General features: G+C 71.3%; 19 protein-coding genes. 15 read left to right on the top strand and 4 right to left on the bottom strand.

Annotated elements, in window-relative coordinates; translation table 11 throughout:
* Nucleotides 1–55 precede the first annotated feature (55 nt).
* Nucleotides 56–373 carry a cupin gene (locus tag ACWGO0_RS04200; RefSeq protein ID WP_453527667.1) on the top strand — a complete coding sequence of 106 codons (318 nt, stop codon included), beginning with the start codon at nucleotides 56–58 and terminating at the stop codon, nucleotides 371–373.
* Between the two features lie 21 nt (nucleotides 374–394).
* Here ACWGO0_RS04200 and ACWGO0_RS04195 read toward each other — a convergent pair whose 3' ends face one another.
* The 4 genes from ACWGO0_RS04195 to ACWGO0_RS04180 form a co-directional block, all read right to left on the bottom strand.
* Nucleotides 395–1,258 (bottom strand): M12 family metallo-peptidase, encoded by an 864-nt coding sequence (locus ACWGO0_RS04195; protein ID WP_453527664.1) that lies wholly within the window; start codon nucleotides 1,256–1,258, stop codon nucleotides 395–397.
* 315 nt (nucleotides 1,259–1,573) lie between these two features.
* The gene (locus ACWGO0_RS04190) at nucleotides 1,574–2,368 is read right to left on the bottom strand and encodes a polysaccharide deacetylase family protein (RefSeq protein WP_453527661.1); all 795 of its coding nucleotides are present in this window, start codon (nucleotides 2,366–2,368) and stop codon (nucleotides 1,574–1,576) included.
* Nucleotides 2,369–3,165: 797 nt separating this feature from the next.
* A complete protein-coding gene (locus ACWGO0_RS04185) occupies nucleotides 3,166–5,334 on the bottom strand; it encodes a putative bifunctional diguanylate cyclase/phosphodiesterase (protein ID WP_453527658.1) in 2,169 nt (722 codons plus the stop codon).
* Nucleotides 5,331–6,137: an SAM-dependent methyltransferase gene (locus ACWGO0_RS04180; RefSeq protein WP_453527655.1), complete on the bottom strand. Its 807-nt coding sequence runs from the start codon at nucleotides 6,135–6,137 to the stop codon at nucleotides 5,331–5,333. The genes ACWGO0_RS04185 and ACWGO0_RS04180 overlap by 4 nt, the downstream gene beginning before the upstream one ends.
* A gap of 174 nt (nucleotides 6,138–6,311) precedes the next feature.
* Here ACWGO0_RS04180 and ACWGO0_RS04175 point away from each other — a divergent pair, with 174 nt between their 5' ends.
* From ACWGO0_RS04175 to ACWGO0_RS04110, 14 genes are all read left to right on the top strand, one after another.
* Nucleotides 6,312–8,084: a glycoside hydrolase family 15 protein gene (locus ACWGO0_RS04175; protein WP_453527653.1), complete on the top strand. Its 1,773-nt coding sequence runs from the start codon at nucleotides 6,312–6,314 to the stop codon at nucleotides 8,082–8,084.
* Between the two features lie 111 nt (nucleotides 8,085–8,195).
* On the top strand, nucleotides 8,196–9,083 hold the full coding sequence (locus ACWGO0_RS04170) for an ABC transporter substrate-binding protein (protein WP_453527650.1): 888 nt from the start codon (nucleotides 8,196–8,198) through the stop codon (nucleotides 9,081–9,083).
* An 86-nt stretch (nucleotides 9,084–9,169) separates the two neighbouring features.
* Nucleotides 9,170–9,829 (top strand): ArsR/SmtB family transcription factor, encoded by a 660-nt coding sequence (locus ACWGO0_RS04165; protein WP_453527647.1) that lies wholly within the window; start codon nucleotides 9,170–9,172, stop codon nucleotides 9,827–9,829.
* Complete coding sequence (locus tag ACWGO0_RS04160) at nucleotides 9,826–11,169, top strand: MFS transporter (RefSeq protein WP_453527644.1); 1,344 nt, start codon at nucleotides 9,826–9,828, stop codon at nucleotides 11,167–11,169. The genes ACWGO0_RS04165 and ACWGO0_RS04160 overlap by 4 nt, the downstream gene beginning before the upstream one ends.
* Nucleotides 11,170–11,318: 149 nt before the next feature.
* Nucleotides 11,319–11,582: a type B 50S ribosomal protein L31 gene (locus ACWGO0_RS04155; RefSeq protein WP_453527641.1), complete on the top strand. Its 264-nt coding sequence runs from the start codon at nucleotides 11,319–11,321 to the stop codon at nucleotides 11,580–11,582.
* 192 nt (nucleotides 11,583–11,774) lie between these two features.
* A complete protein-coding gene (locus tag ACWGO0_RS04150) occupies nucleotides 11,775–12,791 on the top strand; it encodes a LacI family DNA-binding transcriptional regulator (protein WP_453527638.1) in 1,017 nt (338 codons plus the stop codon).
* Between the two features lie 69 nt (nucleotides 12,792–12,860).
* Nucleotides 12,861–14,543 carry an ABC transporter substrate-binding protein gene (locus ACWGO0_RS04145; RefSeq protein WP_453527635.1) on the top strand — a complete coding sequence of 561 codons (1,683 nt, stop codon included), beginning with the start codon at nucleotides 12,861–12,863 and terminating at the stop codon, nucleotides 14,541–14,543.
* Nucleotides 14,544–14,625: 82 nt separating this feature from the next.
* On the top strand, nucleotides 14,626–15,603 hold the full coding sequence (locus ACWGO0_RS04140) for an ABC transporter permease (protein ID WP_453527632.1): 978 nt from the start codon (nucleotides 14,626–14,628) through the stop codon (nucleotides 15,601–15,603).
* A 25-nt stretch (nucleotides 15,604–15,628) separates the two neighbouring features.
* Nucleotides 15,629–16,594: an ABC transporter permease gene (locus ACWGO0_RS04135; protein ID WP_453527629.1), complete on the top strand. Its 966-nt coding sequence runs from the start codon at nucleotides 15,629–15,631 to the stop codon at nucleotides 16,592–16,594.
* 3 nt (nucleotides 16,595–16,597) lie between these two features.
* Nucleotides 16,598–17,563, top strand: a complete 966-nt coding sequence (locus ACWGO0_RS04130; protein ID WP_453527626.1) for an ABC transporter ATP-binding protein — start codon at nucleotides 16,598–16,600, stop codon at nucleotides 17,561–17,563.
* Nucleotides 17,560–18,588, top strand: a complete 1,029-nt coding sequence (locus ACWGO0_RS04125; protein ID WP_453527623.1) for an ABC transporter ATP-binding protein — start codon at nucleotides 17,560–17,562, stop codon at nucleotides 18,586–18,588. The genes ACWGO0_RS04130 and ACWGO0_RS04125 overlap by 4 nt, the downstream gene beginning before the upstream one ends.
* A gap of 2 nt (nucleotides 18,589–18,590) precedes the next feature.
* The gene (locus ACWGO0_RS04120; RefSeq protein WP_453527620.1) at nucleotides 18,591–20,108 is read left to right on the top strand and encodes a glycoside hydrolase family 32 protein; all 1,518 of its coding nucleotides are present in this window, start codon (nucleotides 18,591–18,593) and stop codon (nucleotides 20,106–20,108) included.
* A gap of 38 nt (nucleotides 20,109–20,146) precedes the next feature.
* Nucleotides 20,147–23,749, top strand: coding sequence for a GH32 C-terminal domain-containing protein (locus ACWGO0_RS04115; protein ID WP_453527617.1), 3,603 nt, complete (start codon nucleotides 20,147–20,149; stop codon nucleotides 23,747–23,749).
* Nucleotides 23,746–24,678 (top strand): carbohydrate kinase family protein, encoded by a 933-nt coding sequence (locus ACWGO0_RS04110; RefSeq protein ID WP_453527614.1) that lies wholly within the window; start codon nucleotides 23,746–23,748, stop codon nucleotides 24,676–24,678. Before ACWGO0_RS04115 ends, ACWGO0_RS04110 begins: the two co-directional genes overlap by 4 nt.
* Nucleotides 24,679–24,710: the final 32 nt, after the last annotated feature.

The raw sequence follows: 24,710 nt of genomic DNA, 5'->3' as shown, positions 1-24,710 counted from the left end.
ACACGCCGGGCCGCGCGGCCGAACGCGTGGCCCGGCAGCGTGGCACAGTGGGAATATGGACGATCTGAACGCCCTCGCCGTCGAGCACCTGGCCACGGCCCGTACCTCCGCCCACGGCCGCAGTGCCCACCTCCTGCTGCACGAGGACACCCTGCGGCAGACGGTCATCGCGCTCACCGGCGGCTCGGCCCTCGACGAACACAACGCGCCGCCCGCCGCGTCCCTCCAGGTGCTGCGCGGCGCGGTACGCCTCACCGCCGCCTCCGGCGACGTGGAGCTCGCCGCCGGGACGCTGCACCCGATCCCCCAGGAGCGGCACGGACTGCTCGCCCTGGAGGACGCGGTGGTGCTGCTGACCGCCGTGAACGACTGATCCGGCCTGGCGGCGACGCCCCTACCGGCCGAACGGGCCGGGGGAGGCGCGGTACCGCGCGACCACGGGCATCGTCTCGCGAAGCGCCCGCGCGCTGTCGTTCGACGCGTCGCCCAGCGGTTGCCCGTGCCAGCTCCTGTCCGGGTTGGAGAACTGCCCGACCCTGGCACAGTCACCGCACGAGGATCCGTACGCCATGATCGTGTAGAACTTGCGGTCCGGCGTGATCCAGCCCGTGTTGTACGGGCGGTCCTCGCTCACCTTCATCGCACCGCCGGGAGCGGTCGCTATCGTCGTGCGGTCGTGGGCGAGGCCCAGATTGTGCCCGATCTCGTGACTGACCGAGTCCAGCGCGATCCCCTCGACATCGGCGACCGAATAGGCGAATTCACTGGAGGACTCACCGAGCGTGGCCGTGTAGTCCGCGATGCCCCCGCCCTTCTGCTGCCGGTTCACGATGACGGCGACCAGATCGGCCGCGTGCCGATCGCGCAGCTCGTGGGCCGGTCCCCCCAGGGTCGGATCGTCCTTGTCCTTGAGCCGCTGGTGTGTCGCGGTGAAGTCCTCCGAGCCGTCGTACCCCGTCGCCGTGTAGGCGTGCGTGATCCGGATCGAGCCGCACACCCCGCTCTGCTTGAGCGAGCGGTTCATCCTGGTCGCGATCTGCTGCGCGGACACGGACACACGATGCTCCCCGCCGACATGGGCGGCGGCCTTGGGCGTATAGGCCACCATCACGTCGACGACGGCGCATGCGGCCTGGGCCTGGGCGGGCTCGGGGGCCGCGGACTTCCGGTCCGCCGGGGGGCTGTAGGGCGATATGGCGCAGAGCGAGGCTCCGACGGTCGCGGTCAGCGCGATCCTCAGCAGGGCGGTCGAGGGCATGCGGGGTCCCTTCACGGTGCGACGGGAGAGGGTGTCGTCGATGCGCGATGATCACGCCGGGTTGTTCATGTCTAACAGGTGGTGAAGGGATGTGCCTGTGTGCGGGTGTGGAACGAGTGAACTTCACCCCGACCACGGGCCGGGCCGCTCCGCATCCCTCACCCTGGCCGGTTGCCTTTCAACCTGCCGCCTTCGCCGCCGAGTTGACGATCCCGCCGGTCGCCGGCCGTCGCGTGCGGGGGCGGGCGCACAGCAAAACGCCCCGCGGGGCGTACGGCGGGGCTCGGAGGGTGACGTGGTGGTGAGCGGGAACTCTCAGGGGTAGTGCCCGGTCATGAACCTGGCCCTGCGGTAGAGCCGCCTCCCCCTGGTCCGGAGGGACTCGTGCGGTGATGCGACCGGGGCGCCCTCGCCGTGGAGCCAGCGGTCGAATTCCGCCGGACCGCTGTCGGCGCGGACCATCAGGCGGGAGATGCGCCACGGGTCGTCGGCCTCGGAACTGAACGCGTCACCCGCTGCCGCGGCCGAGCTCCAGCCGGCCTCCCGCACCGTGCGGCGCAGCGCGGTGCTGTGATAGCCGTGCGGGTAGGCGAAGGAACTCACCGGGTGGCTGAGCGCGTCCTCCAGGCGCCGCTTGCTGTCGGTCACTTCGCGGCGGGCGCGGGCCGCGGGCAGGATGTCCAGCTGCGCGTGCGTACGGCTGTGGCCGCCGATCTCGATGTCCAGGGCGTCCAGGGTGGCGATCTGGCGCCAGTTGAGCATGGCGGCGGGCGGCAGCAGGCTGCCCTCGGGGCCGGCGCCGGGTGCGTGCACGGCGCCGGTGGTGATGTAGAGCGTCGCGGGGAGCCCCCGCTCGGCGAGCATGGGGGCGACGGTCCAGTAGAAGTCGGCGAACCCGTCGTCGAACGTCAGCACGGCGGACCGTTCGGGAAGCGGCTTGCAGCCTCTCAGCGCGGCCACCAGCTGGCGCAGCGGCACAACGGCGAGCCCGGCATCGGCGATTCGGTCGAGCTGCTCGGTGAAGGTGCGCGGGGTCACCGAGAACGGGGCGATCCACGGCGCGGGTTCACGGGCCACCGAATGGTAGGCGAAGACGGGCACGGCGCTCATGATCAGTCCTTTTTCATACCCTGAGCTCGGGATCTCCGGGCCGGCAGGCGGCGGCCGAGGTGGAAGCCGCCTGCCCCGGAGGGCGGCGTAGACCGGTGCGGGGGCACTGACCTGCGGGATCTCATTTCGGAGTCGCAGGTGCCGGCCCGGCCCGAGCGGGTGTCGATGCGGTCGCACCAACGCCAACACGACTCCGCCCGGTGGTGGGCGGGTGTGCAGAGCGAATAGTGGGCGGCAGGGCGAGGACAGGCCGTGGGCTTGCGCCGGGCTGTGCCGGGTCACCGCTCAACCCGCACCAGGAGACTTCCTGGGGGCTGCGCGGCCGGCCGGTACCGCCGGACTGACGCGGCGCCGGACCGGTGGCGGGCCGGTCGCGCGCTGTTCGGGCCGGCGAACCGGAGAGCTGCCCTGTTCCGACGGTAGGACGGAACGCATGGGTGCTGCCTAACGGGAAGTAGCGGTCGCGGCCACGGCGTTACGGGCCGTGGCAGGGCCGCGGGGACGAGGGGGTACGAGGGCGGGGCGCCCATACGGACGTGCCCGGCACCCCCTGGAACCGAAAGTGGAGAGCGGCCTGCGAGGCTGCGGGGCGAGGGGAGCATCTCCGCTCGCCGGGCCTTCGGGCGCTGAGCGCCTGGCCGGTCTCGGACGCCTGAGAGGCGTCGACCACCACAACTGGCCAATGAACCGTGCGTACGGTGACCGGATCCGGTGTCCGTAACGCACTCGATGCCAGATATCCATCGTCGACCCGGTGGGGCGTCAGGTCAAGCGGAGCCGTTCGCCGGCAAGGCTCTTTACTCCGATTTCGCGTCGGGAGGTGCGCCCCGGCCGGCCCCGGCGATCCTCTTCGTGATCTCCGCGGGCCCGGCAGGGCGGCCGTAGTACCAGCCCTGGGCCCAGTCGCAGCCCATCGTGCGCAGCCGCTCCGCGTCCGCCGCCGCCTCGACGCCTTCAGCCGTCACGGTCAGCCCGAGCGTGTGCGCGAGCGAGACCAGGCCGCTGATGATCCGCCAGCCCACGTGGTCGCTGCCCGCGCCCGGGTGCAGGTCCGTGACGAACGAGCCCGCCAGTTTCAGTCCCGACACCGGCAGGTCACGCAGATAGGCGAGGTTCGACCAGCCGGTCCCGAAATCGTCGACGGTGAGGGAGACACCCATGTCCACCAGGGTGTTCAACGCCTGCAACGCGGGGTCCCGGGGGCCGAGCAGCACACTCTCGGTGATCTCCAGCTGGAGCAGGCCGGGGTCGAGTCCGGTGACCCGCAGCGCACGGTCGATGTCCGGGACGAGCGCGGAGTTCCGGGCCTGCCGTACGGCCAGATTCACATTCATCCGCGGCGCCGCCGGGCCGAACCGCTCCGTCCACCGCGCGGCCTGTTCGCACGCCTGCGTCAGGACCCAGCGCCCCAGCGGGATGATCAGCCCGCTCTCCTCGGCGCTCGCGATGAACTCGTCGGGACCCAGCACCCCCAGCTCCGGATGGCGCCAGCGCACCAGCGCCTCGACAGCGACCATCGAGCCGTCGGCGAGCGCGCACAGCGGCTGGTAGTCGATGAAGAACTCGCCGCGGTCCAGGGCCAGCGGAATCCGTACCGACATCGCGTACCGGGTCAGGGCGACCGCGTTGCGCCGCGGGTCGAAGAACGTCCACCGGCCGCGCCCCTCCTTCTTGGCCCGGTACAGCGTGAGGTCCGCCGCGCGCATCGCCGCACCGGGACTGGTGGCGGACACGGCCTGCTCCACGACGCCGACACTGGCCCGGACCGACAGCTTCTGGCTGTCGATCAGGAACGGAGAGGTGAGGGCGGCCAGCACCGTCTGGGCCACGGCAGCCGCTTCCTGCCGGCCCCGGCAGTTCTCCACCAGAATGATGAACTCGTCGCCGCCCAGGCGCGCCACCAGGTGGCCCAGCGGGGCCACGGCGACCTGCAGCCGCTGGGCCACGGCGCTCAGCAGCCGGTCCCCGGTCTCATGGCCGAGGCTGTCGTTGATGCTCTTGAAGCCGTCGAGGTCCACCGAACAGAGACAGAACCGGCCGCCCGCCTCCGGCGCGGCGAAGACCTGCTCCAGACGTTCGAAGAACGTCCTCCGGTTCGGCAGCCCGGTCAGCGGATCGTGCGTGGCCTGGAAGTGCAGCCGCTCCTGGAGCCGGTGGCGGTCGGTGATGTCCTCCAGCATCGCCACCTGGTAGCGCGGGCGCTCGTCCTCGCCCCGGATCAGCGACAGGACCAGATGGGTCCACACCACCTCGCCGTCCTGGCGGTAGTACGGCTTGTCGCACTGGAAGCTGTCCAGTTCGCCGTCGACGAGCCGCTGGTAGGACTCCCACACCCCGGGGCTGTCCTCGGGGTGGACCAGCATGTCGACACTGAACTTGCGGATGTCCTCGGCCCGTGCGCCGAACATGTCCTGGAGCGCGGTGTTCACCGCCAGGATGTTCCCGTCCAGGTCGCCGATCCCGATGCCGATCGCGGCGTTCTCGAACATGGCCCGGAATCGTGCCTCGGAGGCGTACAGAGCCCGCTCGGCGCCCGTGCGCGCCGCGTCGGAAGCCTGGCGTACCGCCTCCTGGTCGTGCAGCGTGCGGTCGCGCAGCGCGGTCGCCCAGCCGGCCGCGAAGGCGCCGGTGAGGGCGGGGCCGCGGTCGTCGTGGGCCGGCCAGCCCTGGAGGAGTTCGACGGAGCGCGCCAGCAGCTGCGGATCGGTGAACTGGTGCTGCACCAGCAGGGAGCCGACCCGTGCGGCCAGGGAGGCGTCGAACGGGTCGTCCTGGTGAGAGCGCATCAGGAGTTCGGTCGTGCCGGTCACCAGGTGGCTCAGCAGACCCGGGCGTACGGCTGTCCCGTGCCCCTCACCCAGGAGACGGGCCCAGGCCGCCGCGAAGCGGGCGGCGGAATCGTCGCCGGATGATCCCTCGCCGGAGTCCATGGCTTCACTGCCCCGCCCGGCCGGCGGAGCGCTCATGGCAGGAGCCCCACTCCGGCCAGACCTGTCATCCTCTCCGGGTGAGGTCCTACGGACGCCGGGTCCAGCGGCTTCCACTCGGGGAGGAAGACGATCCCGGGATCCTCCAGCTCGAATCCGTCGAAGAGCGTCGCGATGCTGCTCCTGGAGCGCATGGTCAGTGGCATCGTCGACCGCTTGTAGAGATCCTGGTGCTCCTTCGCCCGGTCCGGCCGTCCTTCGTCGGACGCGTGGGAGAGCGCGAGCGCGCTGCCGGGCGGCAGGGCGTCCCGCAGGACCCGGACGATGCCGGCCGGGTCCTCCTCGTCGGTCACGAAGTGGAGGACGGCCACGAGCAGGACGCCCACCGGTTCACCGGAGCTCAGCAACTCGGCCACGGGGGGCTCGGACAGCAGCCGCCCGGGGTCGCGCATGTCCGCACGCACCACCGCGCACCGCGGGTCGTCGCCCAGGATGAGTCTGCTGTGCTCGACGGTCACGGGGTCGATGTCGACGTAGACGACCCTGGCCTCCGGGCGGATCTCGCGTGCGGCCTCGTGCACCGTCCCGAACGTCGGAATTCCCGATCCGATGTCGAGGAACCGGGTGATGCCCGCACGGGCGAGGAACTGCACGGCCCGCTGGAGAAAAGCCCGGTTGCTGCGCATGATGAGCGGGAGGTCGGGCCACATCTCGATGGCCTTGCGTGCCATCGCGCGGTCCACGGCGAAGTTGTGGGAACCGCCCAGGTAACAGTCGTAGACGCGTGCCACATTGGGCCGTTCGAGGTCGGCTCCCTCCGGTACCCACTCCTCGTGCGCCATCGAAGTACCCCTTACGGGAAGGCAGCAGTCCGGGACCTCCAGAACGAGCCTCCAACGATCCCCGACCCACCGCAACCGTAACCACACAGCGTGGCCGCCCGTGCGCCGGAACGCGCGGGCCGTGCGGAGAACGCCCCGGCACCGGAGAATGAGAGAAGCTCTAGGGGGTCGCACATGCCCGGTCGCATCGAGGACTACGCCCTCATCGGCGATCTCAGTACCGCGGCACTCGTCGGCAGGGACGGTTCGGTCGACTGGTTCTGCGCACCGCGCTTCGACTCGCCCGCCTGCTTCGCCGCGCTGCTCGGCGACGAGGAGCACGGGCGGTGGCGGCTGGCCCCGGTCGGCGCCGGGCAGTGCACCGAGCGGCGCTACCGCGGCGACACACTCGTCCTGGAGACGCTGTGGGAAACCGGCGGCGGCACCGTCCGGGTCATCGATTTCATGCCCCACCGCAACGGCGTCCCCAGGCTGATGCGGATCGTCGAAGGAGTCAGCGGCACCGTCGAGATGCGCGGCGAACTCCGGCTGCGCTTCAACTACGGCCGGATCGTCCCCTGGGTGCGCCGCACCGCCCACCACCGGGTCGCCGTCGCGGGCCCCGACTCCGCGTGGCTGCGCGTCCCGCCCGGGGTGCACACCTACGGGCGGTCCACCGTCACCTGCTCCGACTTCACCGTCCGGGCGGGCGAGCGGGTCCCGTTCGTCCTCACCTGGCAGCCCTCGCACCTGCCGAACGGCTCGCGCATCGACGTCGAACGGGCGCTGGGCGCGACCCTCGGCGAGTGGGAGCGCTGGGCGGCGGGCTGTCGGTACGAGGGGGAGTGGCGGGACCCCGTACTGCGCTCCTTGATCACGCTCAAGGCCCTGGCCTACGCCCCGACCGGCGGGATCGTCGCGGCGGTCACCTCGTCCCTGCCGGAGAGCACCGGAGGCGTACGCAACTGGGACTACCGGTTCTGCTGGCTGCGCGACTCCAGCATGACGCTGTCCGCACTGCTGCGCGGCGGCTTCCGGGAGGAGGCCACGGCCTGGCGCCAGTGGCTCGTGCGGGCCGTCGCCGGTGACCCGGGGGACCTGCAGAGTCTGTACGGGGTGGGAGGCGAGCGCCGGCTGCCGGAGACCGTCGCCGACTGGCTGCCCGGTTACGAGAAATCGGCACCCGTGCGGTTCGGCAACGCCGCCGTCGAGCAGTTCCAGCTCGACGTGTACGGCGAGGTCATCGACACCCTGTATCTGGCGCTGCGCGCGGGCATTCCGATGGAACGTCACGTGTGGGGCCTGGTCCGCAGCCTGATGTCCTACCTGGAGACGCACTGGAGCGACCCCGACGAAGGACTCTGGGAGGGCAGAAGGGCACGCCGGCACTGGGTGCACTCCAAGGTGATGGCATGGGTGGCCGCCGACCGCGCCGTACGGATGGCCGAGGCGACCGGGCTCCCGGCGCCCGTCGACCGCTGGCGTGCGCTGCGCGACACCGTCCACGCCGATGTCTGCGCGCGCGGCTACGACCAGGGGCGCGGCATTTTCGTACAGCACTACGGCGGGCAGGAGGTGGACGCCGCGACGCTGTTCGTCGTCAAGACGGGCTTCCTGCCGCCGTGGGACCCCCGGGTGGTGCGCACCGTTGCCGCGGTCCGCGACGAACTGGACCAGGGCGGATTCGTACGCCGCTATGTGCCGGACGTGTCGGCCGACGGACTGGCCGGCTCCGAAGGGGCCTTCCTCGCCTGCTCGTTCTGGCTGGCCGACGCGCTCGCGGCCACCGGACACCCCGCCGAGGCCCGGGAACTCTTCGGCCGGGCGGTCGCGGCAGGCAACGACCTCGGGCTGCTCTCCGAGGAGTGGGACCCAAAGGCGGGGCGCCAACTGGGCAACACACCACAGGCGTTCACTCACGTCGCTTTGGTCAACACCGCGTTCACCCTTGCGGAATCGGGCCGTTGAGACCTGCTCCGCCCGGGCCGTCCATCCAGGGGTGTGACGGCGACCGGCTGGGCAGGTACAGCTGTGCGAGCCCGGCAAGGGCCGGGAAGCCGGTGCAGAGGGGCGGATGACGTGACGGATCAGAGCGCATGGCGGTTTTCCGACGACCGGGGCCAGGTGTCGACGGCCGGACGGCCCCCGGCCCGGATACTCGCGTATATCCAGGCCGGGGCCACTCTGTGGGACTACGGGATACGGCCTGCGGGGATCTTCGGCTCCGGTCACGACGGCCCCGCACCCGACCGGGCGAAGGCCGGCGCCCTGCCGCTGGACACGGTCGACTACCTCGGAGCGGGCGGAGCGCTGGACGTCGAGACCCTGCTGCGGGGAGCGCCCGACCTGGTCGTCGCCGTCTCCTACGGCGGGGGACAGGTCTACGGGCTCGCTCCGGAGACCGCCAAGCAGCTGGAGGAGCGGGTCCCGGTCGTCGTGATCGACGTGGGCAGGGCCCGCGGCTTCGCCGCGACCGGCGACCGGTTCGCCGAACTGGCCCGCTCGCTGGGCGGTGAGGCCGCTCCGGCGACGGATGGCGAGGCGGCTGCCGCCGGGGAACGGCTGCGCGCGGTCGCCGCGGGCGCGCGGCACCGGCCCGGGGTGCTCGCACTCTCACCGGCCGGCCGGGAGGAGGTGCACCTCGCCCGCCCCGGGATGTGGCCGGAGCTGCGGGTGCTCGCCGAGCTCGGCGTGAACATGGTGGAGCCGGCCGAGGGGCCGGGCGCCAGCTGGTCCACCGTCGACCGCTCGCACGCGGCGGAGCTGCGGCCCCATCTCGTCCTCGCCGACGTCAGGGCCCACGCCACTCCTCTCGACACGTTCGTGGCGGGCCCCGGTGGTCCGGAGCTGTGGGAGGCGGCGCATGTCGTGCCGTGGAACCCGGAACCACTGTGCAGCCCCCGGGCCCATGCCCGCTTCCTGAACCTGGTGGCGGATGCCCTTGAGGCGGCGGTGGGCGCGCCCTGAGCCCGGCGGGAGGCCTCCAAGATTCCCCCAAAGGAATTTTGCAAAAATACTTTGGGAAAGAGCTGGGTTCGCTCTAGGCTGCCGCCATGGACAGCGACGAGCAGCACCGCGTACTCGATCCCGAGCAGGATTCGGCGGCTCTGAAAGCACTCACGCACCCCCTGCGCATCCGGCTGCTCGGAATGCTGCGGCAGCACGGCCCGGCCACCGCGAGCGAACTGGCGGCCCGGACGGGGGAGACGTCCGCCTCCACCAGCTACCACCTGCGGGTCCTGGCCAAGTACGCCTTCGTGGCCGAGGCCGAACACCGCGACGGCCGCGAGCGCCGCTGGAAGTCCGTGCACGCCATCACCTCATGGAGCAATGAGGCGATGCATGCCACCCCCGGCAGCAGGGCCGCGCTCGGCGCGCTGCGCCGCAGGCAGATCGAACACCTGCAGACCGCACTGGCCCAGCACGAGGCGGACATGGAGGCCGGGCGGCTGGGCGCGCAGTGGCAGGAGCCGTCGAGCATCGGCGATCTGCTGCCGCGGCTGACGCCGGAGTCCCTCGGCGAGCTGTGGGCCACCCTCGACGCGAAGCTCGCCGAGCTGACGGCACGCGACGCGGCGGACCCGAGGGCCGAACAGGTCGTCCTGTTCACCGCCGGACTGCCGCTGGCCGGCGGCGCCGCCGAATCCGGCGCAGCGCAGGACCCGGAGCGATCCGGCGGAGCGCGGGACGCGGAGTCCGAGGGCGCCTCGTGACCACGACGTCCGGGCCCGCCCGGAGAACCCTCCCGGCCGCGATACCCGGCGAGCAAGCCGCCCGACGCCGCTTCGTCGCCGTGTCGTTCCTGTTCTGGCTGCCCCTCGGCCTGACCATCGCCCCGCAGGTGCTGCTCTTCACCGAGCGGGGCATGTCGCTCGCCGCCGTCGCCGGATTCTTCGCCGCGCACTCGCTCACCGCCGCCGCCCTCGAACTCCCCACCGGCGGACTCTCCGACGTCATCGGCCGCCGTACCGTCCTGGCCGCCGCCGGACTCCTCAACCTGGCGGCCCTCACCCTCCTCGGCCTCGGCACCGCCGCCTGGGTGCTCACCCTCGGCATGGTCCTCATGGGCGCGGCCCGCGCCCTGTCCAGCGGACCGGCCGAAGCCTGGTACGTCGACACGGTCCACGCGCACGCCGGACCCGATGCCGACCTCCGTACCGGTCTGGCCCGGGGCAGCTCCGCCTCCTCGGCCGCGCTCGCCGTGGGCACACTCCTCGGCGGAGCCCTGCCCTGGCTGCTGGGGCTCGTCCCCGGCCTCGCCGCCGGACTGCGCACGCACACCTCCGGCCTCGTCCTGCCGCTCTCCGTTCCGGCGCTCCTCGGCGCGGTCGTCGAGATCGTCTTCGTGCTCTACGTCCTGGTGGCCCTGTCCGAACCGCCGAGGGTGCCGGTCACCCTGCGCGGCGTGCTGCGCGGCGTTCCTGTCACGATCGTGGACGGGCTGCGGCTCGGCACCCGCGACGCCCTGATCCGCAGAATCCTGCTGAGCGCGGGCGCGGCGGGCACCGCACTGGTCACGATCGAACTGCTCACCCCCGGCCGCGCCGCCGCGCTGACCGGAGCCGCCGAGTCCGGTGCGGTGCTCTTCGCCGGACTCGCGTCCGCCGGGTTCGTCTGCTCCGCCCTGGGCAGCCATCTCGCGCCGCTCGTCGCCCGGCTGGCGGGCGGCGGCGAGCGGGCGGTTCTGGCGGGTCTCGCGGCTGCCGCCGCCGGTCTTCTGCTCCTCGGCGCGACCGTGACCTCGTCCGGCGCGCTCTCCATGGCCCTCGCCGTCGGCGGATACGGGCTGGTGTATCTGGGGCTCGGAGCGGCCGGGCCCAGCGAGAACGAGCTGCTGCACCGCCGGGTCGGCGCCTCCGGCCGGGCCACGGCTCTCTCCGTACAGTCGCTCTCCCTGCAACTGGTGGGCGCCGCAGCCGGGCTGGCGGTCGGCACTCTGCCGGCCGGACCGCTGCCGTGGCTGCTCGGCGCCTTCGCGCTGCTGGCCGGGGCCCTGCTGTGGACGCGGCGCACCGCGCGGGGGGCGGACGCGAGGCCCGGACCGGCCGCGTAGAGCCCCGCCGGGCGCGCCGATGGCGAGAGGGGCGGCGGCCACACCGCCGGCAGCGCCTTACACCCCCGTACGGACGCCTGCGATCGCGCGCTCGGCTCCCGTTGGCAAGGCTGGCCGCAGCCGGAAACCGTACGTTCCCAGGAGCAGGCATGCAGCAGGACAAGCACCCCTCGTACCGCCCCGTGGTCTTCCGTGACCGGTCCGCCGGTTACGCCTTCCTGACCAGGTCCACCGCGTCGAGCGAGCAGACGATCGACTGGGACGACGGCAACAGCTATCCCGTCATCGACGTGGAGATCTCCGCCCAGAGCCACCCGTACTTCACCGGCCAGGCCCGGGTCGTCGACACCGAGGGGCAGGTCGCCAAATTCGAGCGGCGGTACGGGGAAGAGGGCGGCGCGGACGCCTCCTGAGCCCGCCCCCGTGCGTCCCGAAGCGAGAATCTCCCGGCACTCCTCCCGAGCGCCGGGAGATTTTGGCTGTCGGACCTCTTGACACAGCTGGTCAACCGCTCGTAACTTGCGTGCAACATCGTACTAACGCGCGTTACTAAAGCGCGTAACCAAGAACGACCCGCTGTCGGCGGGACGCAGGGAGCAGGCAAAGTGGCCACGAGCAGGACGCGTCGGGTGACGATGAGTGAGGTGGCCGAGCGGGCGGGCGTCTCGCGCACCACCGTCTCCTTCGTCCTCAACGACCGCGCCGACGCCGCCATCCCCGAGGAGACCCAGGCGCGCATCCGGGCCGCGATCGAGGAGCTCGGCTACCGGCCGAACGCCGGAGCCAGGGCGCTCGCGGCCAAGCGCAGCGAGTGGTACGGGCTCATCACCGAGATCGTCACCGCGCCCTTCGCCGTCGACGTGATCAAGGGGGCGCAGGACCGGGCCTGGGCCGACGGGAAGTTCCTGCTGATCACCGCGGGTGACACCGACCCCGCCATGGAGGCCGCCGCCTTCGACAAGCTCCTCGAACAGCGGGCCGAGGGGCTGCTGTACGCCACGACCTGGCACCGCGCGGTGAAGCTGCCGCCGGCCGCGCGCGAGGTGCCTGTCGTCCTGGTGAACTGCTTCGACGCGGACGGCGCACTGCCCTCCGTCGTCCCCGACGAGGTCGCGGGCGGGTACACCGCCACCCGGCGGCTGCTCGACGCGGGACACCGGCGCATCGGGTTCATCAACCTCGACACGGGCATCCCGGCCGCGGTCGGACGGCGCCTCGGTTACGAGCAGGCGCTGCGCGAAGCGGGCCTCGGCGTCGAGGACAGCCTGGTCGTACCCGGCCATGCCACCGCCGACGGCGGGTACGCCGCCGCCTGCTCGCTGCTGGACCGTGCCGACCGGCCGACCGCGCTGTTCTGCGGCAACGACCGGACCGCGATGGGCGCCTACGACGCCATCAAAGAACGTGGACTCCGGATCCCTGACGACATCGCCGTCATCGGATTCGACAATCAGGAGCTCATCGCCGCCTATCTGCGGCCCGGCCTCACCACGGTCGCACTGCCGTTCGAACTCATGGGAGCCAAGGGCGTCGACATGCTCGGCGCTCTCACAGCGGGTCAGCCGCTCACCACCACGCAGGTGACGGTCGACTGCCCGCTGATCGAACGCTCGTCGGTCTGACTGCGAATCAGCCCGACGGGATTCCTCACCCGTCTCCGGTCAATGTGAAGAGAGAGAAGAGACATCATTATGCCACCGTCGATACGTGCCCGGCGCTTCCGGACGGCCGCACTCGTCGCCCCCCTCACCGCCGCGGCCCTGCTGCTCACCGGTTGCAGCGGCGCGGGAACCAGCGCCGCGGGGAACTCCTCCGGCAGGCAGCTCCTCACCATTCCCCGTGAGGACTTCGCCACCTTCACCCGCAACTTCAACCCGTTCGCGCCCGGTCAGGTGATCGCACCGCTGACCACCCAGGCCGTCTACGAGTCGATGCTCGTCTACAACCCCGCCAACGGCAGGACCACCCCGTGGCTGGCCACAGCCTGGGAGACCACCCCGGACGGGAAGACCGTCACCTTCACCCTGCGCGAAGGCGTCAAGTGGTCCGACGGCAAGCCGCTGACCGCCGAGGACGTGGCGTACACCTTCGGCCTCCAGAAGAAGCTGCTCGGCGGCTACGAGTTTCTGAAGACGGCGAAGGCCGAAGGCACGAACAAGGTCGTCTTCTCCCTCACCAAGCCCTACTCGCCGGGAGTCTTCGAACTCGGCAAGCAGGTCATCGTGCCCAAGCACGTGTGGGAGAAGGTCAAGGACCCGGCGAAGGAGACCAACCCGGAGCCGGTCGGCTCCGGCCCGTACACCGAGGTCGCCGGCTTCCAGAGCCAGTCGTACGAGCTCCGGAAGAACCCCGAGTACTGGCAGCCGGAGAAGCAGCGGATCGAGGGCATCCGGGTCCTCGGCTTCAGCGGCAACGACAGCGCCAACCTGGCGTTCGTCAACGGTGAGGCGGACTGGACCCAGTCCTTCATCCCGGACGTCGAGAAGAGCTTCGTCGCCAAGGACCCGCAGCACAACGCGTACTGGTACCCGAAGACCGGGTCGATGATCAACTGGACCATGAACACCACCAAGGCGCCGTTCGACGACGCCGCGGTGCGCAAGGCGCTCAGCCAGGCCGTCGACCGCGAGAGCGTCACCAAGGTCGGCATGAACGGCTACACGGAGCCCGCCGACTGCACCGGCCTGTCCGGCGGTTACGACAAGTGGCGCGACGCCACCGTCGCGGGCTCCTGCACCTGGACGAAGCACGACGCGACCGCCGCCGGCAAGGCGCTCGACGCGGCGGGCTACAAGAAGGGCTCCGACGGCAAGCGCAAGCTGAGGAACGGCAAGCCGTTCAGCTTCGACATCTCCGTCGGCTCCGCATCCTCCGACTGGCTGTCCGTCGCCAACATCATCAAGCAGAACCTGGCGGAGATCGGCGTCACCGCCACCGTGAAGTCCCCCGACTGGGCCGCGGTCGTCAGCGGCTACGAGACGGGCGACTACGACACCGGCATCGTCTGGAGCGACAACGGCGCCACGCCCTACCAGTTCTACAAGACCACGATGGGCACCGAAACGGTCAAGCCGGTCGGTGACAGGGCGCTGAGCAACTACCACCGCTTCGGCGACAAGCAGGCCGACACGCTGCTGAACGAGTTCGCCGCCGAGTCCGACGCGGCCGGACAGCAGACCAAGCTCACCGCCCTCCAGAAGCTGTTCGCGGAGAAGGCGCCCGTCGTGCCGCTCTTCCCCGGCCCGGAGTGGGGCGCGTACACCGACAGCCGGTTCACCGGCTGGCCCACCGAGGACAACCCGTACGCCACGCTCACCAACCGTGGCGACACCACCGTCCTCGTCCTGACGAGCCTGAAGCCCGTCAAGCACTGACACCCCGTCACTCCGGTGGCTCCGCCGACGCCGACCCGTGCGGCGGGGCCACCGGCCCCTCACAGAACCGAAAGAGGGACCAGTGCGTTACATCCTGCGCAACCTGGGCTTCTACCTGCTCGCCTTCTGGGCCTCCGTCACCCTGAACTTCCTGCTGCCCCGCTTCATGCCGGGCGACCCCGTCTCCCGCATGTTCGCCCGCTCGCAGAGCCAGATGCAGCCGGAGCAGATCGACCAGATCCGCCGCCTCTTCGGCCTCGACAACCGGCCGATGTGGGAGCAGTACATCGACTACATCAAGGACATCTGCACGGGGAACATGGGCATCTCGCTGTCCCGCTTCCCCACGCCCGTCTCCGAGGTCATCGCCTCGCAGATCGGCTGGACCCTGCTGCTCGGCGGAACATCCCTGGTCATCGCCGTCGTCATCGGCAACCTGCTGGGCATCCTCGCCGCCTGGCGCCGCGGCGGAGTCCTCGACTCGGTGTTCCCGCCGCTGCTCGTCTTCGCCGGCTCGTTCCCGTACTTCTGGCTCGCCATGGGCGCGCTCTACCTGTTCGGCATGACGCTGGGCTGGTTCCCGATGCGCCACGCCTTCGACGTCGGCTTCACCCCCGAACTGTCCTGGGCGTTCATCTCCAACGCGGCCACCCACCTCGTGCTCCCCGCACTGACGATCGTCCTCGTGTCGATCGGCGGCTGGATGCTCGGCATGCGCAACACCATGATCGCCACGGTCGCCGAGGACTACATCACCATGGCCGAGGCCAAGGGCCTCAAGCCCGCCCGGATCATGTTCCGTTACGCCGCACGCAACGCGATGCTGCCTTCCGTCACCAACTTCGGCATGGCGCTCGGCTTCGTGGTCGGCGGCGCGCTGCTCACCGAAGTCGTCTTCGCCTACCCCGGCGTCGGCTTCCAGCTGCTTGCCGCGGTCCAGGGCCTCGACTACCCGCTGATGCAGGGCATCTTCCTCACCATCACCGCCGCCGTGCTGGTCGCCAACTTCCTCGTCGACCTCGTCTATGTCCGTCTCGACCCGCGTGTGCGCGTCCGCTGAGCGGCTGAGAAGGAGAAAGACCCCCATGAGTGTCCTCGACTCCCGAGCCTCCCGCGACTCACGCACGGAACAGGCCGCACAACCGGCCGAACCACCCGCCACCCCTCCCCGGCGTGGCCGCACCGGACTCCTGCGCGCCCTGCTCGCCAACCGCAAGGCGCTGTTCGGAGCCGCCGTCCTGGCGCTGTTCGTCCTGCTCGCCCTGCTGGCACCCCTGATCGCCCCCGGCGACCCGTCGAAGATCAACAGCCTGGGTGCATCGGCGCCCTCGGCACAGCACATCCTCGGTACGACCGCGAAGGGGCAGGACGTCCTCGCCCTGACGCTGTGGGGTGCGCGCAGTTCGCTGTTCACCGGATTCTCGGTCGGCCTCGCGGCGACGGCGCTCGCCGTGCTCGTCGGCATGGCCTGCGCGTACTTCGGCCGGATCGTCGACGACGTCCTGTCGCTCGTCACGAACATCTTCCTGCTGGTGCCCGGCGTACCGCTCCTCGTCATCCTCGCCGCGTTCATGCCGCCCGGCACCGGCACCGTGATCCTGGTCCTGGTCGTCACCGGCTGGGCGGGCTCCGCCCGGGTGCTGCGCGCCCAGGCCAAGTCGATCCGCGGCAAGGACTTCGTCGCCGCTGCCGTCGTCACCGGCGAGCGCCCTCTGCGGATCATGTTCCGGGAGATCCTGCCGAACATGGCCTCCGTCGTCATGACGACGCTCCTCGGCTGCGTCATCTTCGGCATCGGCGCCCAGGCGGGCCTGGAGTTCCTCGGTCTCGGCGACGGGAGCGTCGTCAGCTGGGGCACCAACCTCTACTGGGCGGGCAACGACGGCGCCCTGATGACCGGCGCCTGGTGGGTGTTCGTGCCCTCCGGCCTCTGTATCGCCCTCGTCGCCTTCGCCCTCGCGATGGCGAACTACGCGGTCGACGAGATCACCAACCCGCGACTGCGCGCCCGCCGCGCCAAGACCGCCACCACCTCATCGAAGAAGGGCTGACCGATGACCTCGTCCTCTCACCAGCCTGTGCTGGACGTACAGAACCTCCGTGTCGAGTACGGCGGCGACGGCCGCAGCGTCGTGGGCGCCGACAACGTGTCCTTCACCATCGGGGCAGGCGAGATCTTCGGCCTCGCGGGGGAGTCGGGCTGCGGCAAGTCGACCGTGGCCAACGCCGTGATGCGCCTGCTCAAGCCGCCCGCCCGGATCACCGGCTCTGTCGTCTTCAAGGGCCGCGACATCCTCACCATGGACGCGAAGGAACTGCGGGCGTTCCGCTGGCGCGAGATCGCCATGGTGTTCCAGTCCGCGATGAACTCGCTCAACCCCGTCCTCACCATCGGCGAGCAGATCGGCGACATCTTCACCACCCACGAGAAGATGAAGAAGCGCCACGCCCGCGAGCGCTCCGGCGAACTCCTCGAACTCGTCGGCATCGACCCGGCCAGGCTGAAGTCCTACCCGCACCAGCTGTCCGGCGGAATGCGCCAGCGTGTCGTCATAGCCATGGCCGTCGCCCTGAAACCGTCCCTGCTCATCATGGACGAGCCGACCACCGCGCTCGACGTCGTGGTCCAGCAGGAGATCATGGCGCAGATCGGCGACCTCCAGCGTGAGCTGGGCTTCTCCGTCCTCTTCATCACCCACGACATGTCCCTCATGGTCGAGCTCTCCCACCGGATGGGCGTCATGTACGGGGGCCGGCTCGTCGAGCTCGCACCGGCGAGGGAGATCTTCGCCGGGCCGCTGCACCCGTACACCAAGGCCCTGATGAACGCGTTCCCGCCGCTGACCGGTCCGCGTACCGAGCACACGGGCCTCGCCGACACTCCGCGTACCGGGGACAGCTGCGGCTTCCACAGCGCGTGTCCCGCCGAACGCTCCGACTGCTCGACGAACATTCCCGACCTGCGCGAGGTGGCCACCGGCCGGTTCGTCGCCCGCACCATCGGAGGCGACCCGCGATGACGCCCACGGCCACCACGACCCGTGCCCCGCTGATGAGCGTGCGCGGACTCACCAAGGACTTCCGGATGGGCGGCCTGTTCTCCCGCGACCGCCACCGGGCCCTCCACTCCGTCGACCTGGACATCCCGCACGGGCGGATCGTCGCCCTCGTCGGCGAGTCCGGCAGCGGGAAGTCCACGCTCGCCCGCTGTCTCGCCCGACTGGAACAGCCCAGCTCCGGGCAGATCCTGCTCGACGGCCAGGACGTGCTCAGGACCCAGAAGCGGGGCGCATCGCGCGCCTACCGCGGCGCCGTCCAGATGGTGTTCCAGGACCCCTTCGGCTCCCTCAACCCCGTCCACCGCGTCGAGCACTTCCTCAGCCGCGCCCTGCTCGTGCACGGGCGCCCCGCAGGGGAGAGCGAACTGCGGGAGCTCATGAGGACGGTCGGGCTGACCGAGGACATGCTCCAGTCCTATCCGCACGAACTCTCCGGCGGCCAGCGCCAGCGCGTCGCCATCGCCCGCGCCCTCGCCGTCGACCCCCGGCTCGTCCTCGCCGACGAACCGACCTCGATGCTCGACGTCTCCGTACGCGTCGGCATCCTGAACCTGATGCGACGCCTGCGCGACGAGCACTCCATCTCGATGCTCTACATCACGCACGACCTGGCATCGGCCCGCTATGTCGCCGACACCACACAGGTGCTGTTCGCCGGTGAACTCGTCGAGGGCGGCGACTCGCTCGCCCTGATGGACCGGCCCGCCCACCCGTACACCCAGCTCCTGCTCTCCGCCGTGCCCGACCCCGAGCGGACGACGCCGTACGACCCGGTCCTGCGGGCGCGGCTGCGCGCCGCCGTACTGACACCGCAGAGCTGCCCGTACGAGGACGAGGGCGCGTGCAGCCGCACCGAGCCCGTCCGCCACGTCGTCGGCGAGGACGACGGGCAGCCCCACTGGGTGCGCTGCCACCTGTACGCCCCCGCCACGCCCACCGCGCGCCGCGTCCTGACCGCGGCCACCCCGGAAACCGAGAACGCCTGATCATGACCCACGACCTCACCCTGCCCCGCGCCGCCCGCCACGAGGACGCGCCGAAGGGCCTGGCCGAGCGTGCCGTCCTCGACCCGCACCGGCCCCGCTTCCACTTCACCGCCCCCGGCGGCTGGCTCAACGACCCCAACGGGCTGGCCCATTGGGACGGCGTCTACCACCTCTTCTACCAGTACAACCCCCTCGCCGCCGCCCACCACCGCATCCACTGGGGCCACGCCACCAGCCGCGACCTGGTCACCTGGACCGACGAACCCGTCGCCCTGGTCCCCGGCACAGAGGGCCCCGACCGCGACGGCTGCTGGTCCGGCGTCCTCGTCGACGACGGCGGCACCCCGACCCTCGTCTACTCCGGCCGGCACGGCGAGAGCGAACTCCCGTGCGTGGCCACCGGATCGGCCGATCTGCGCACGTGGCGCAAGGACCCCGCCAACCCGGTGATCGCCGCCCCGCCGGAGGGCGACCTCACCGCGTTCCGCGACCACTGCGTGTGGCGCGAGAACGGCGTCTGGCGTCACCTCGTCGGCTCCGGCATACGTGGCGAGGGCGGCACGGCCTTCCTGTACGAGTCCGAGGACCTGCGGAACTGGCGGTACGTCGGCCCGCTCCTCACCGGCGACGCGGGCACCGGCACGGCCGCCGACCTCGACTGGACCGGCACCATGTGGGAGTGCGTCGACCTCTTCCGGCTCGACGGCGCCGACATCCTCGCCTTCTCCGCCTGGGACGAGGGCGCCACGCACTACCCGCTGTACTGGACCGGCACGTACGAGGGCGACTCGTTCGTCCCCCGCGCACTGCACCGGCTCGACTACGGACAGCGCTACTTCTACGCCCCGCAGTCCACCAAGGACGCACTCGGCCGCCGCATCATGTTCGGCTGGCTCCAGGAAGGACGCGACGAGGACGCCATGGCGGAAGCCGGCTGGTGCGGGGTCATGTCCCTGCCCCGCGTCGTCACCCTCGGGAGCGACGGCAGCCTGGTCCAGGCCCCCGTCCCCGAGCTCGCCCGGCTGCGCCGCGAAGCCGTAAGGACGGGCCCGCTCACGCTCACCGACGGCACCCGCGTACAGCTCGACGGCATGCGCGGCGACCAGCTGGACATCGAGGCGACCTTCCGGCTCGCTCCCGGTGCCGTCGCCCGGCTCGTGGTACGGGAGTCCGCCGACGGCTCCGAGCGGACCGTGATCGAAGTGGCACGGGCCGAGGACGGCACCGGCACCCTGCGGCTGCGCCGCGAGGCGAGCAGCCTCGACCCATCGGTGGACACCGAACCCCGTTACGGAGAGCTGCCGTTGAACGGCGAGGGCGTGGTCGACCTCCGGGTACTCGTCGACCACTCCGCACTGGAGATCTTCGCCAACGGCCGGGCGCTGGCCGCCCGCGTCTACCCGACCCTCCCCGACGCGCTGGGCGTGGCGGTCGCCGCGGTCGGCGAGGTCGCCGTCGAGCGTATCGACGCCTGGCAGATGGCCGCCGTCTTCGACGGCCCCCGCCCGCTCTGGCCCTAGGGCCTGCCCCCCACCCTGCTTCACCAGAGGAGACGACGATGTCCATCTCTCGGCGTGCGCTCTTGTCCACGGCCGGTCTCACCCTGCTGACCCCACTGATCCCGCTCACCGGAGCCGCCCCGGCAGCGGCCTCCGCACCGGCCGGGCCCCGCCCGGCGGCCCTGCCGGGTGACCTCGCGGCGATCCCCGATCCGCTCGCGGTCACCGGCACCTGGTCCCGTACCGCCGACGGCGGACAGCGGGTGGTCACCGGGGCCGACCGCAACGCCCTCGCCCTGTCCGAGCAGCGCGTCGGAGCCGTCGCCGGTTACGCGGCCCGCGTCACCGTGGATCCCAACTCGCCGTACGCGGTCGGATCGTTGGTGGTCCGTGCCACCGACGACGGCACGGCCGGATACGCGGCGAGTCTCGACCCCAACCTCGGCCGGGTCCGCCTCTTCGACCTGGCGACCGGCCGCGACCTCGCACCGCCCGCCGCCCTCACCGCCCGCCCCGGGACCGGCTATCTGCTCGAAGTCGAGATGGACGGACCGCAGTTGACGGTCTCCGTCGACGGGACCCGGCTCCTCACCGCACGGGACACCGCCTACGCGCACGGAGCCGCCGGACTGCACGCCTACAACGGCACCGTCCTCTTCGGCGCCCCGGGAATCCGCACCGTCACCACCACGGCCACCGGCTGGACCACGACCGGCGGCACCTGGAGCGCCACCGCGTTCGGCTGGCGCGCCACGGCACCCGCCGACACCAACACCCGTGCGGTCGCCACCACTCGCGTCCACGACACCGCCTACCAGGCGGACATCCAGATCCACGATCCGTACGCCGTCGCCGCCCTCCTGCTGCGTACCGACGCGGGCGCCGGTTCCGGCTACGGCGTGCAGATCGACCCGAACCTGAACAGGCTGCGGCTCTACCGCATCGACGGGGACGCCACTCTCGGCACGTACAGCACACCGGTCGAGGTCGGCGAGGTCTACCGGCTCATGGTCAGGGCGGACGGCAAGCGGCTCACGGTCCGCTGGCAGACCGACTTCATCACCCCCGACGGTTACGCCCCGGTGATCACGGCCGAGGACGCCACCCACACCGCCGGGCAGCTCGGCGTCCAGACGTACAACGGCTCGGCCTCCTTCGAGAACGTCGCGGCCACCGGCCTGGTGACGGACCTTCAGGGCTGGTGGGACGTCACCGGCAGCTGGACCCCCGACCTGCGCGGTATCCGGTCCGAGGGCGCCACGGCGCTGCGTACCGCACCCTTCCCGGGCGGCGACGCGCTGCTGAGCGCCGATGTCCTCCTGGCGGGGGCGGCGACAGCGGGCCTCGTGGTACGCGCCGGCGCCACGGGCGAGGGCGGCTACGAAGCCCGCCTCGACGCGAGCGGCGTACGCCTCGTGGACCGGGCGGACGGCCGCGTACTCGCCCGGTCCGCACCACCCGTACGCCCCTTCGTCGCCGGCTCCACGTACCGGACGGAGATACGCGCCCTCGGTACGCGGCTGACGGTGACGGTGGACGGGGTCCAGGTCCTCACCGCCACCGCGTCCCGCACCGACGGAGCAGCCGTCGCACTCGCCGCGACCGGGGGAACAGCCGTCTTCCAGGAGGTCCGCGCCCGTACTCCGCAGACGTACTACACGGACACCTACCGACCCGGCTACCACTACACCCAGCTCGCCTCGCGCACGAGTGACCCCAACGGACTCGTCCGGTACGAGGGCGAGTACCACCTCTTCCACCAGGACGCGGGCCAGTGGGCGCACGCCGTCTCCACCGACCTCCTCCACTGGCGTGCACTGCCCGTCGCCCTGCCCGTCTCCGAGTTCGGCCACAGCTGGTCCGGATCGTGCGTCGTCGACACCGACGATGCCAGCGGGCTCTTCGGCGGCGGCTCCGGGCTGCTCGCCTTCTACACCAGCTACCACCCGGACAAGCCCGGCGGGAACCAGTCGGTGCGCGCCGCCTTCAGCCTGGACAGGGGCCGCTCCTGGCAGTGGCACGGCACCGGGCCCGTCGTGCAGAACCCCGGTGGGCCGGACGGTGGTTGGGACTTCCGCGACCCGAAGGTGGTCCGTGACGAGGAGCACGGTCAGTGGGTGATGGTGGTGTCCGGCGGCGACCATGTCCGCTTCTACACCTCCACCGACCTCCTCCACTGGGCCCACCGCTCCTCCTTCGGCTACGGGGACTGGGTCGTCGGCGGAGTCTGGGAGTGCCCCGACCTGTTCCCGCTGCCCGTCGACGGCCAAGCGGATCAGGTGCGTTGGGTGCTCGCTCTGTCGACGGGCGCGGTGCGTGAAACGGACGGTTCGGCGGCTGAGTACTTCCTCGGCGACTGGGACGGCGCCACCTTCACCACCACCAACACGGCGGGCACGCCCCTGCGTGCCGAGGCGGGCCGCGACTACTACGCCGCCATGACCTTCGCCGGACTTCCGGACGGGCGACGCGTCCAGCTCGGCTGGCTCAGCAACTGGGACTACGCGTTCAGCGCACCCACCGGCGAGTGGAACGGCGCCCTGAGCGTTCCCCGCGAACTCACCTTGTCCAGCAAGGGGCTGGTACAGCGCCCGGCCGTCGAGCTCGAAACCCTGCGCTCGGGAAGCACCACCATCAGCGGTGTCACCGTGCGGCCGGACTCCGCCAACCCGCTCGCGGCCGTCCACGGGCGCTCGTACGAGATCGAGGCGGAGATCGCCCTGCCCGGCACCGGGCCCGCCACCGAATTCGGCCTCCGCCTGCGAACCGGAGGAGACCGGCGGACCGTCGTGGGCTACGACGTTGTCGCCCAACGTCTCTTTGTCGACCGCACCGAATCCGGCGTCAGCGACTTCACGGAGCACTTCGCCGGAAGGACCACCGCCCCGCTGCCGCTCGCCACGGTCGAGGGTGAACGGCGGCTGCGCATACGCCTGTTCATGGACAGCTCATCGGTCGAGGTATTCGGCGGCGACGGACAGGTCACCATCAGCAGCCTGCTCTTCCCCCGCCCGGACGACCTGGGCATGGCCTTCTACGTCACCGGAGGCTCCGCGCGGATCGTCGGACTGACCGTGCACCGACTGCGAGACGTCTTCCGGGTGACGGACGCCGACCCGAAGCCCGCCGAGGTGCCGGGCGGCGGAGAATTCCGCAATGGGGGACTCGGGGAGCTCGCCGTCGTCCCCGCCGGGCACTGGGAGACCACCGGCGCGGGCCGCACCGGCGTCTTCGACCGGGACTCGACCGCCGTCTCCGCCACCGAGTACGGCGACCTCGAACTGACCACGCTGGTGCGGTTCGGCGGACCCGACGGGACCGGCGGTGCGGGCTCCGTCCTGCTGCGCGCCTCGCCCGACGCGGCCGACGGATACGCGGTCAACCTCGACCCGAACCTGCGGACGGTCCGGCTGTTCCGAAAGGAGGGCGGGCAGACGACCGTACTCGTCGAAGTGCCCCTGCTCCTGCGGGCCGGCATCAGCCTGCCGCTGCGGATCAGGGCACTCGGCAGCCGGATCGAGGTGTTCGTCGACGGGCGGCCCGTCATCGACACGACGGACACCCGTTTCGTACGAGGCAGGATCGGGCTCAATGTGTTCGGAGGCCGCACCGCCTACCAGGACACCTTCGTCACCGCACTCCAGGGAGACCCACCCTCATGACTGACAGACTCGACGTGCTGGTCATCGGCGAATGCGTCGCCGACATCGTCCGGCTCCCCGGTGCGGCCGACGTGGTCCACCCGGGCGGCAGCCCGGCCAACGTCGCTTACGGTCTCGCCCGGCTCGGGCGGAACGCCACTCTGCTCACCCAGCTTGGTCCCGACGCCAACGGGCGGCTGATCAGGGACCATCTGACGGCCGCCGGGGTGCGGGTGCGTACCGACGGCGCCACGGCTCCGACACCGTCCGCCTCCGTGACCCTCGACGGTGGCGGCCAGGCCGCGTACACCTTCGAGATCACCTGGACCCTGGCACCGACCGGCTCCGGACAGCCGCACCAGCATGTCCACACCGGGTCGATCGGCGCGGTGATGGAGCCGGGCGCGGCCACCGTACTGACCGCCGTCGAGGCGTCGCGTGCGGCGGCGACCATCAGCTACGACCCCAATGTGCGGCCGGAGTTGATGGGCGACCACGACACCGCCGTACGCCGGGTCGAACGCTGTGTCGCGCTCAGCGATGTCGTCAAGGCCAGTGACGAGGACCTGGAGTGGCTGTACCCGGGGGAGGACCCGGAAAGGGTCGCCGAGCGCTGGCAGGCCACCGGGCCCGCCCTCGTCCTCGTCACCCGCGGAGCCGAAGGCGCGCTGGCCGTACTCCCCGGCGGCCGGGTCGCGGTCGACGCGCTGCCCACCGAGGTCGTCGACACGGTCGGAGCGGGCGACGCGTTCATGTCGGGCACAGTGCACGCACTCGCCGCGCTAGGGCTGCTCGGCGCGGACGGCCGCGAGCGGCTGCGCTCCATGGGCCCGGACGCCGTGACGGAGGTGCTGCGTCACGCGGCGGCCTCGGCCGCCGTGACCGTGGCGCGGGCCGGTGCGAATCCTCCTGACGAGGATGAGCTGAAGGCGGCACTCGGCCGCTTCTGAACATGACGGTGCCACCGCCCCTCCAGGGGACG

It is taken from the genome of Streptomyces sp. NPDC055749, assembly GCF_053617235.1.
Note: the sequence above shows the minus strand (reverse complement) of the source record. Positions and strands in the feature narration are given on the sequence as shown.

Excerpts from the sequence above, each read along its gene's own strand:
- ACWGO0_RS04200 (WP_453527667.1), top strand. The coding sequence starts at position 56 with ATGGACGATCTGAACGCCCTCGCCGTCGAGCACCTGGCCACGGCCCGT.
- ACWGO0_RS04195 (WP_453527664.1), bottom strand. The coding sequence starts at position 1,258 with ATGCCCTCGACCGCCCTGCTGAGGATCGCGCTGACCGCGACCGTCGGA.
- ACWGO0_RS04190 (WP_453527661.1), bottom strand. The coding sequence starts at position 2,368 with ATGAGCGCCGTGCCCGTCTTCGCCTACCATTCGGTGGCCCGTGAACCC.
- ACWGO0_RS04185 (WP_453527658.1), bottom strand. The coding sequence starts at position 5,334 with ATGAGCGCTCCGCCGGCCGGGCGGGGCAGTGAAGCCATGGACTCCGGC.
- ACWGO0_RS04180 (WP_453527655.1), bottom strand. The coding sequence starts at position 6,137 with ATGGCGCACGAGGAGTGGGTACCGGAGGGAGCCGACCTCGAACGGCCC.
- ACWGO0_RS04175 (WP_453527653.1), top strand. The coding sequence starts at position 6,312 with ATGCCCGGTCGCATCGAGGACTACGCCCTCATCGGCGATCTCAGTACC.
- ACWGO0_RS04165 (WP_453527647.1), top strand. The coding sequence starts at position 9,170 with ATGGACAGCGACGAGCAGCACCGCGTACTCGATCCCGAGCAGGATTCG.
- ACWGO0_RS04155 (WP_453527641.1), top strand. The coding sequence starts at position 11,319 with ATGCAGCAGGACAAGCACCCCTCGTACCGCCCCGTGGTCTTCCGTGAC.
- ACWGO0_RS04145 (WP_453527635.1), top strand. The coding sequence starts at position 12,861 with ATGCCACCGTCGATACGTGCCCGGCGCTTCCGGACGGCCGCACTCGTC.
- ACWGO0_RS04135 (WP_453527629.1), top strand. The coding sequence starts at position 15,629 with ATGAGTGTCCTCGACTCCCGAGCCTCCCGCGACTCACGCACGGAACAG.
- ACWGO0_RS04130 (WP_453527626.1), top strand. The coding sequence starts at position 16,598 with ATGACCTCGTCCTCTCACCAGCCTGTGCTGGACGTACAGAACCTCCGT.
- ACWGO0_RS04125 (WP_453527623.1), top strand. The coding sequence starts at position 17,560 with ATGACGCCCACGGCCACCACGACCCGTGCCCCGCTGATGAGCGTGCGC.
- ACWGO0_RS04120 (WP_453527620.1), top strand. The coding sequence starts at position 18,591 with ATGACCCACGACCTCACCCTGCCCCGCGCCGCCCGCCACGAGGACGCG.
- ACWGO0_RS04115 (WP_453527617.1), top strand. The coding sequence starts at position 20,147 with ATGTCCATCTCTCGGCGTGCGCTCTTGTCCACGGCCGGTCTCACCCTG.
- ACWGO0_RS04110 (WP_453527614.1), top strand. The coding sequence starts at position 23,746 with ATGACTGACAGACTCGACGTGCTGGTCATCGGCGAATGCGTCGCCGAC.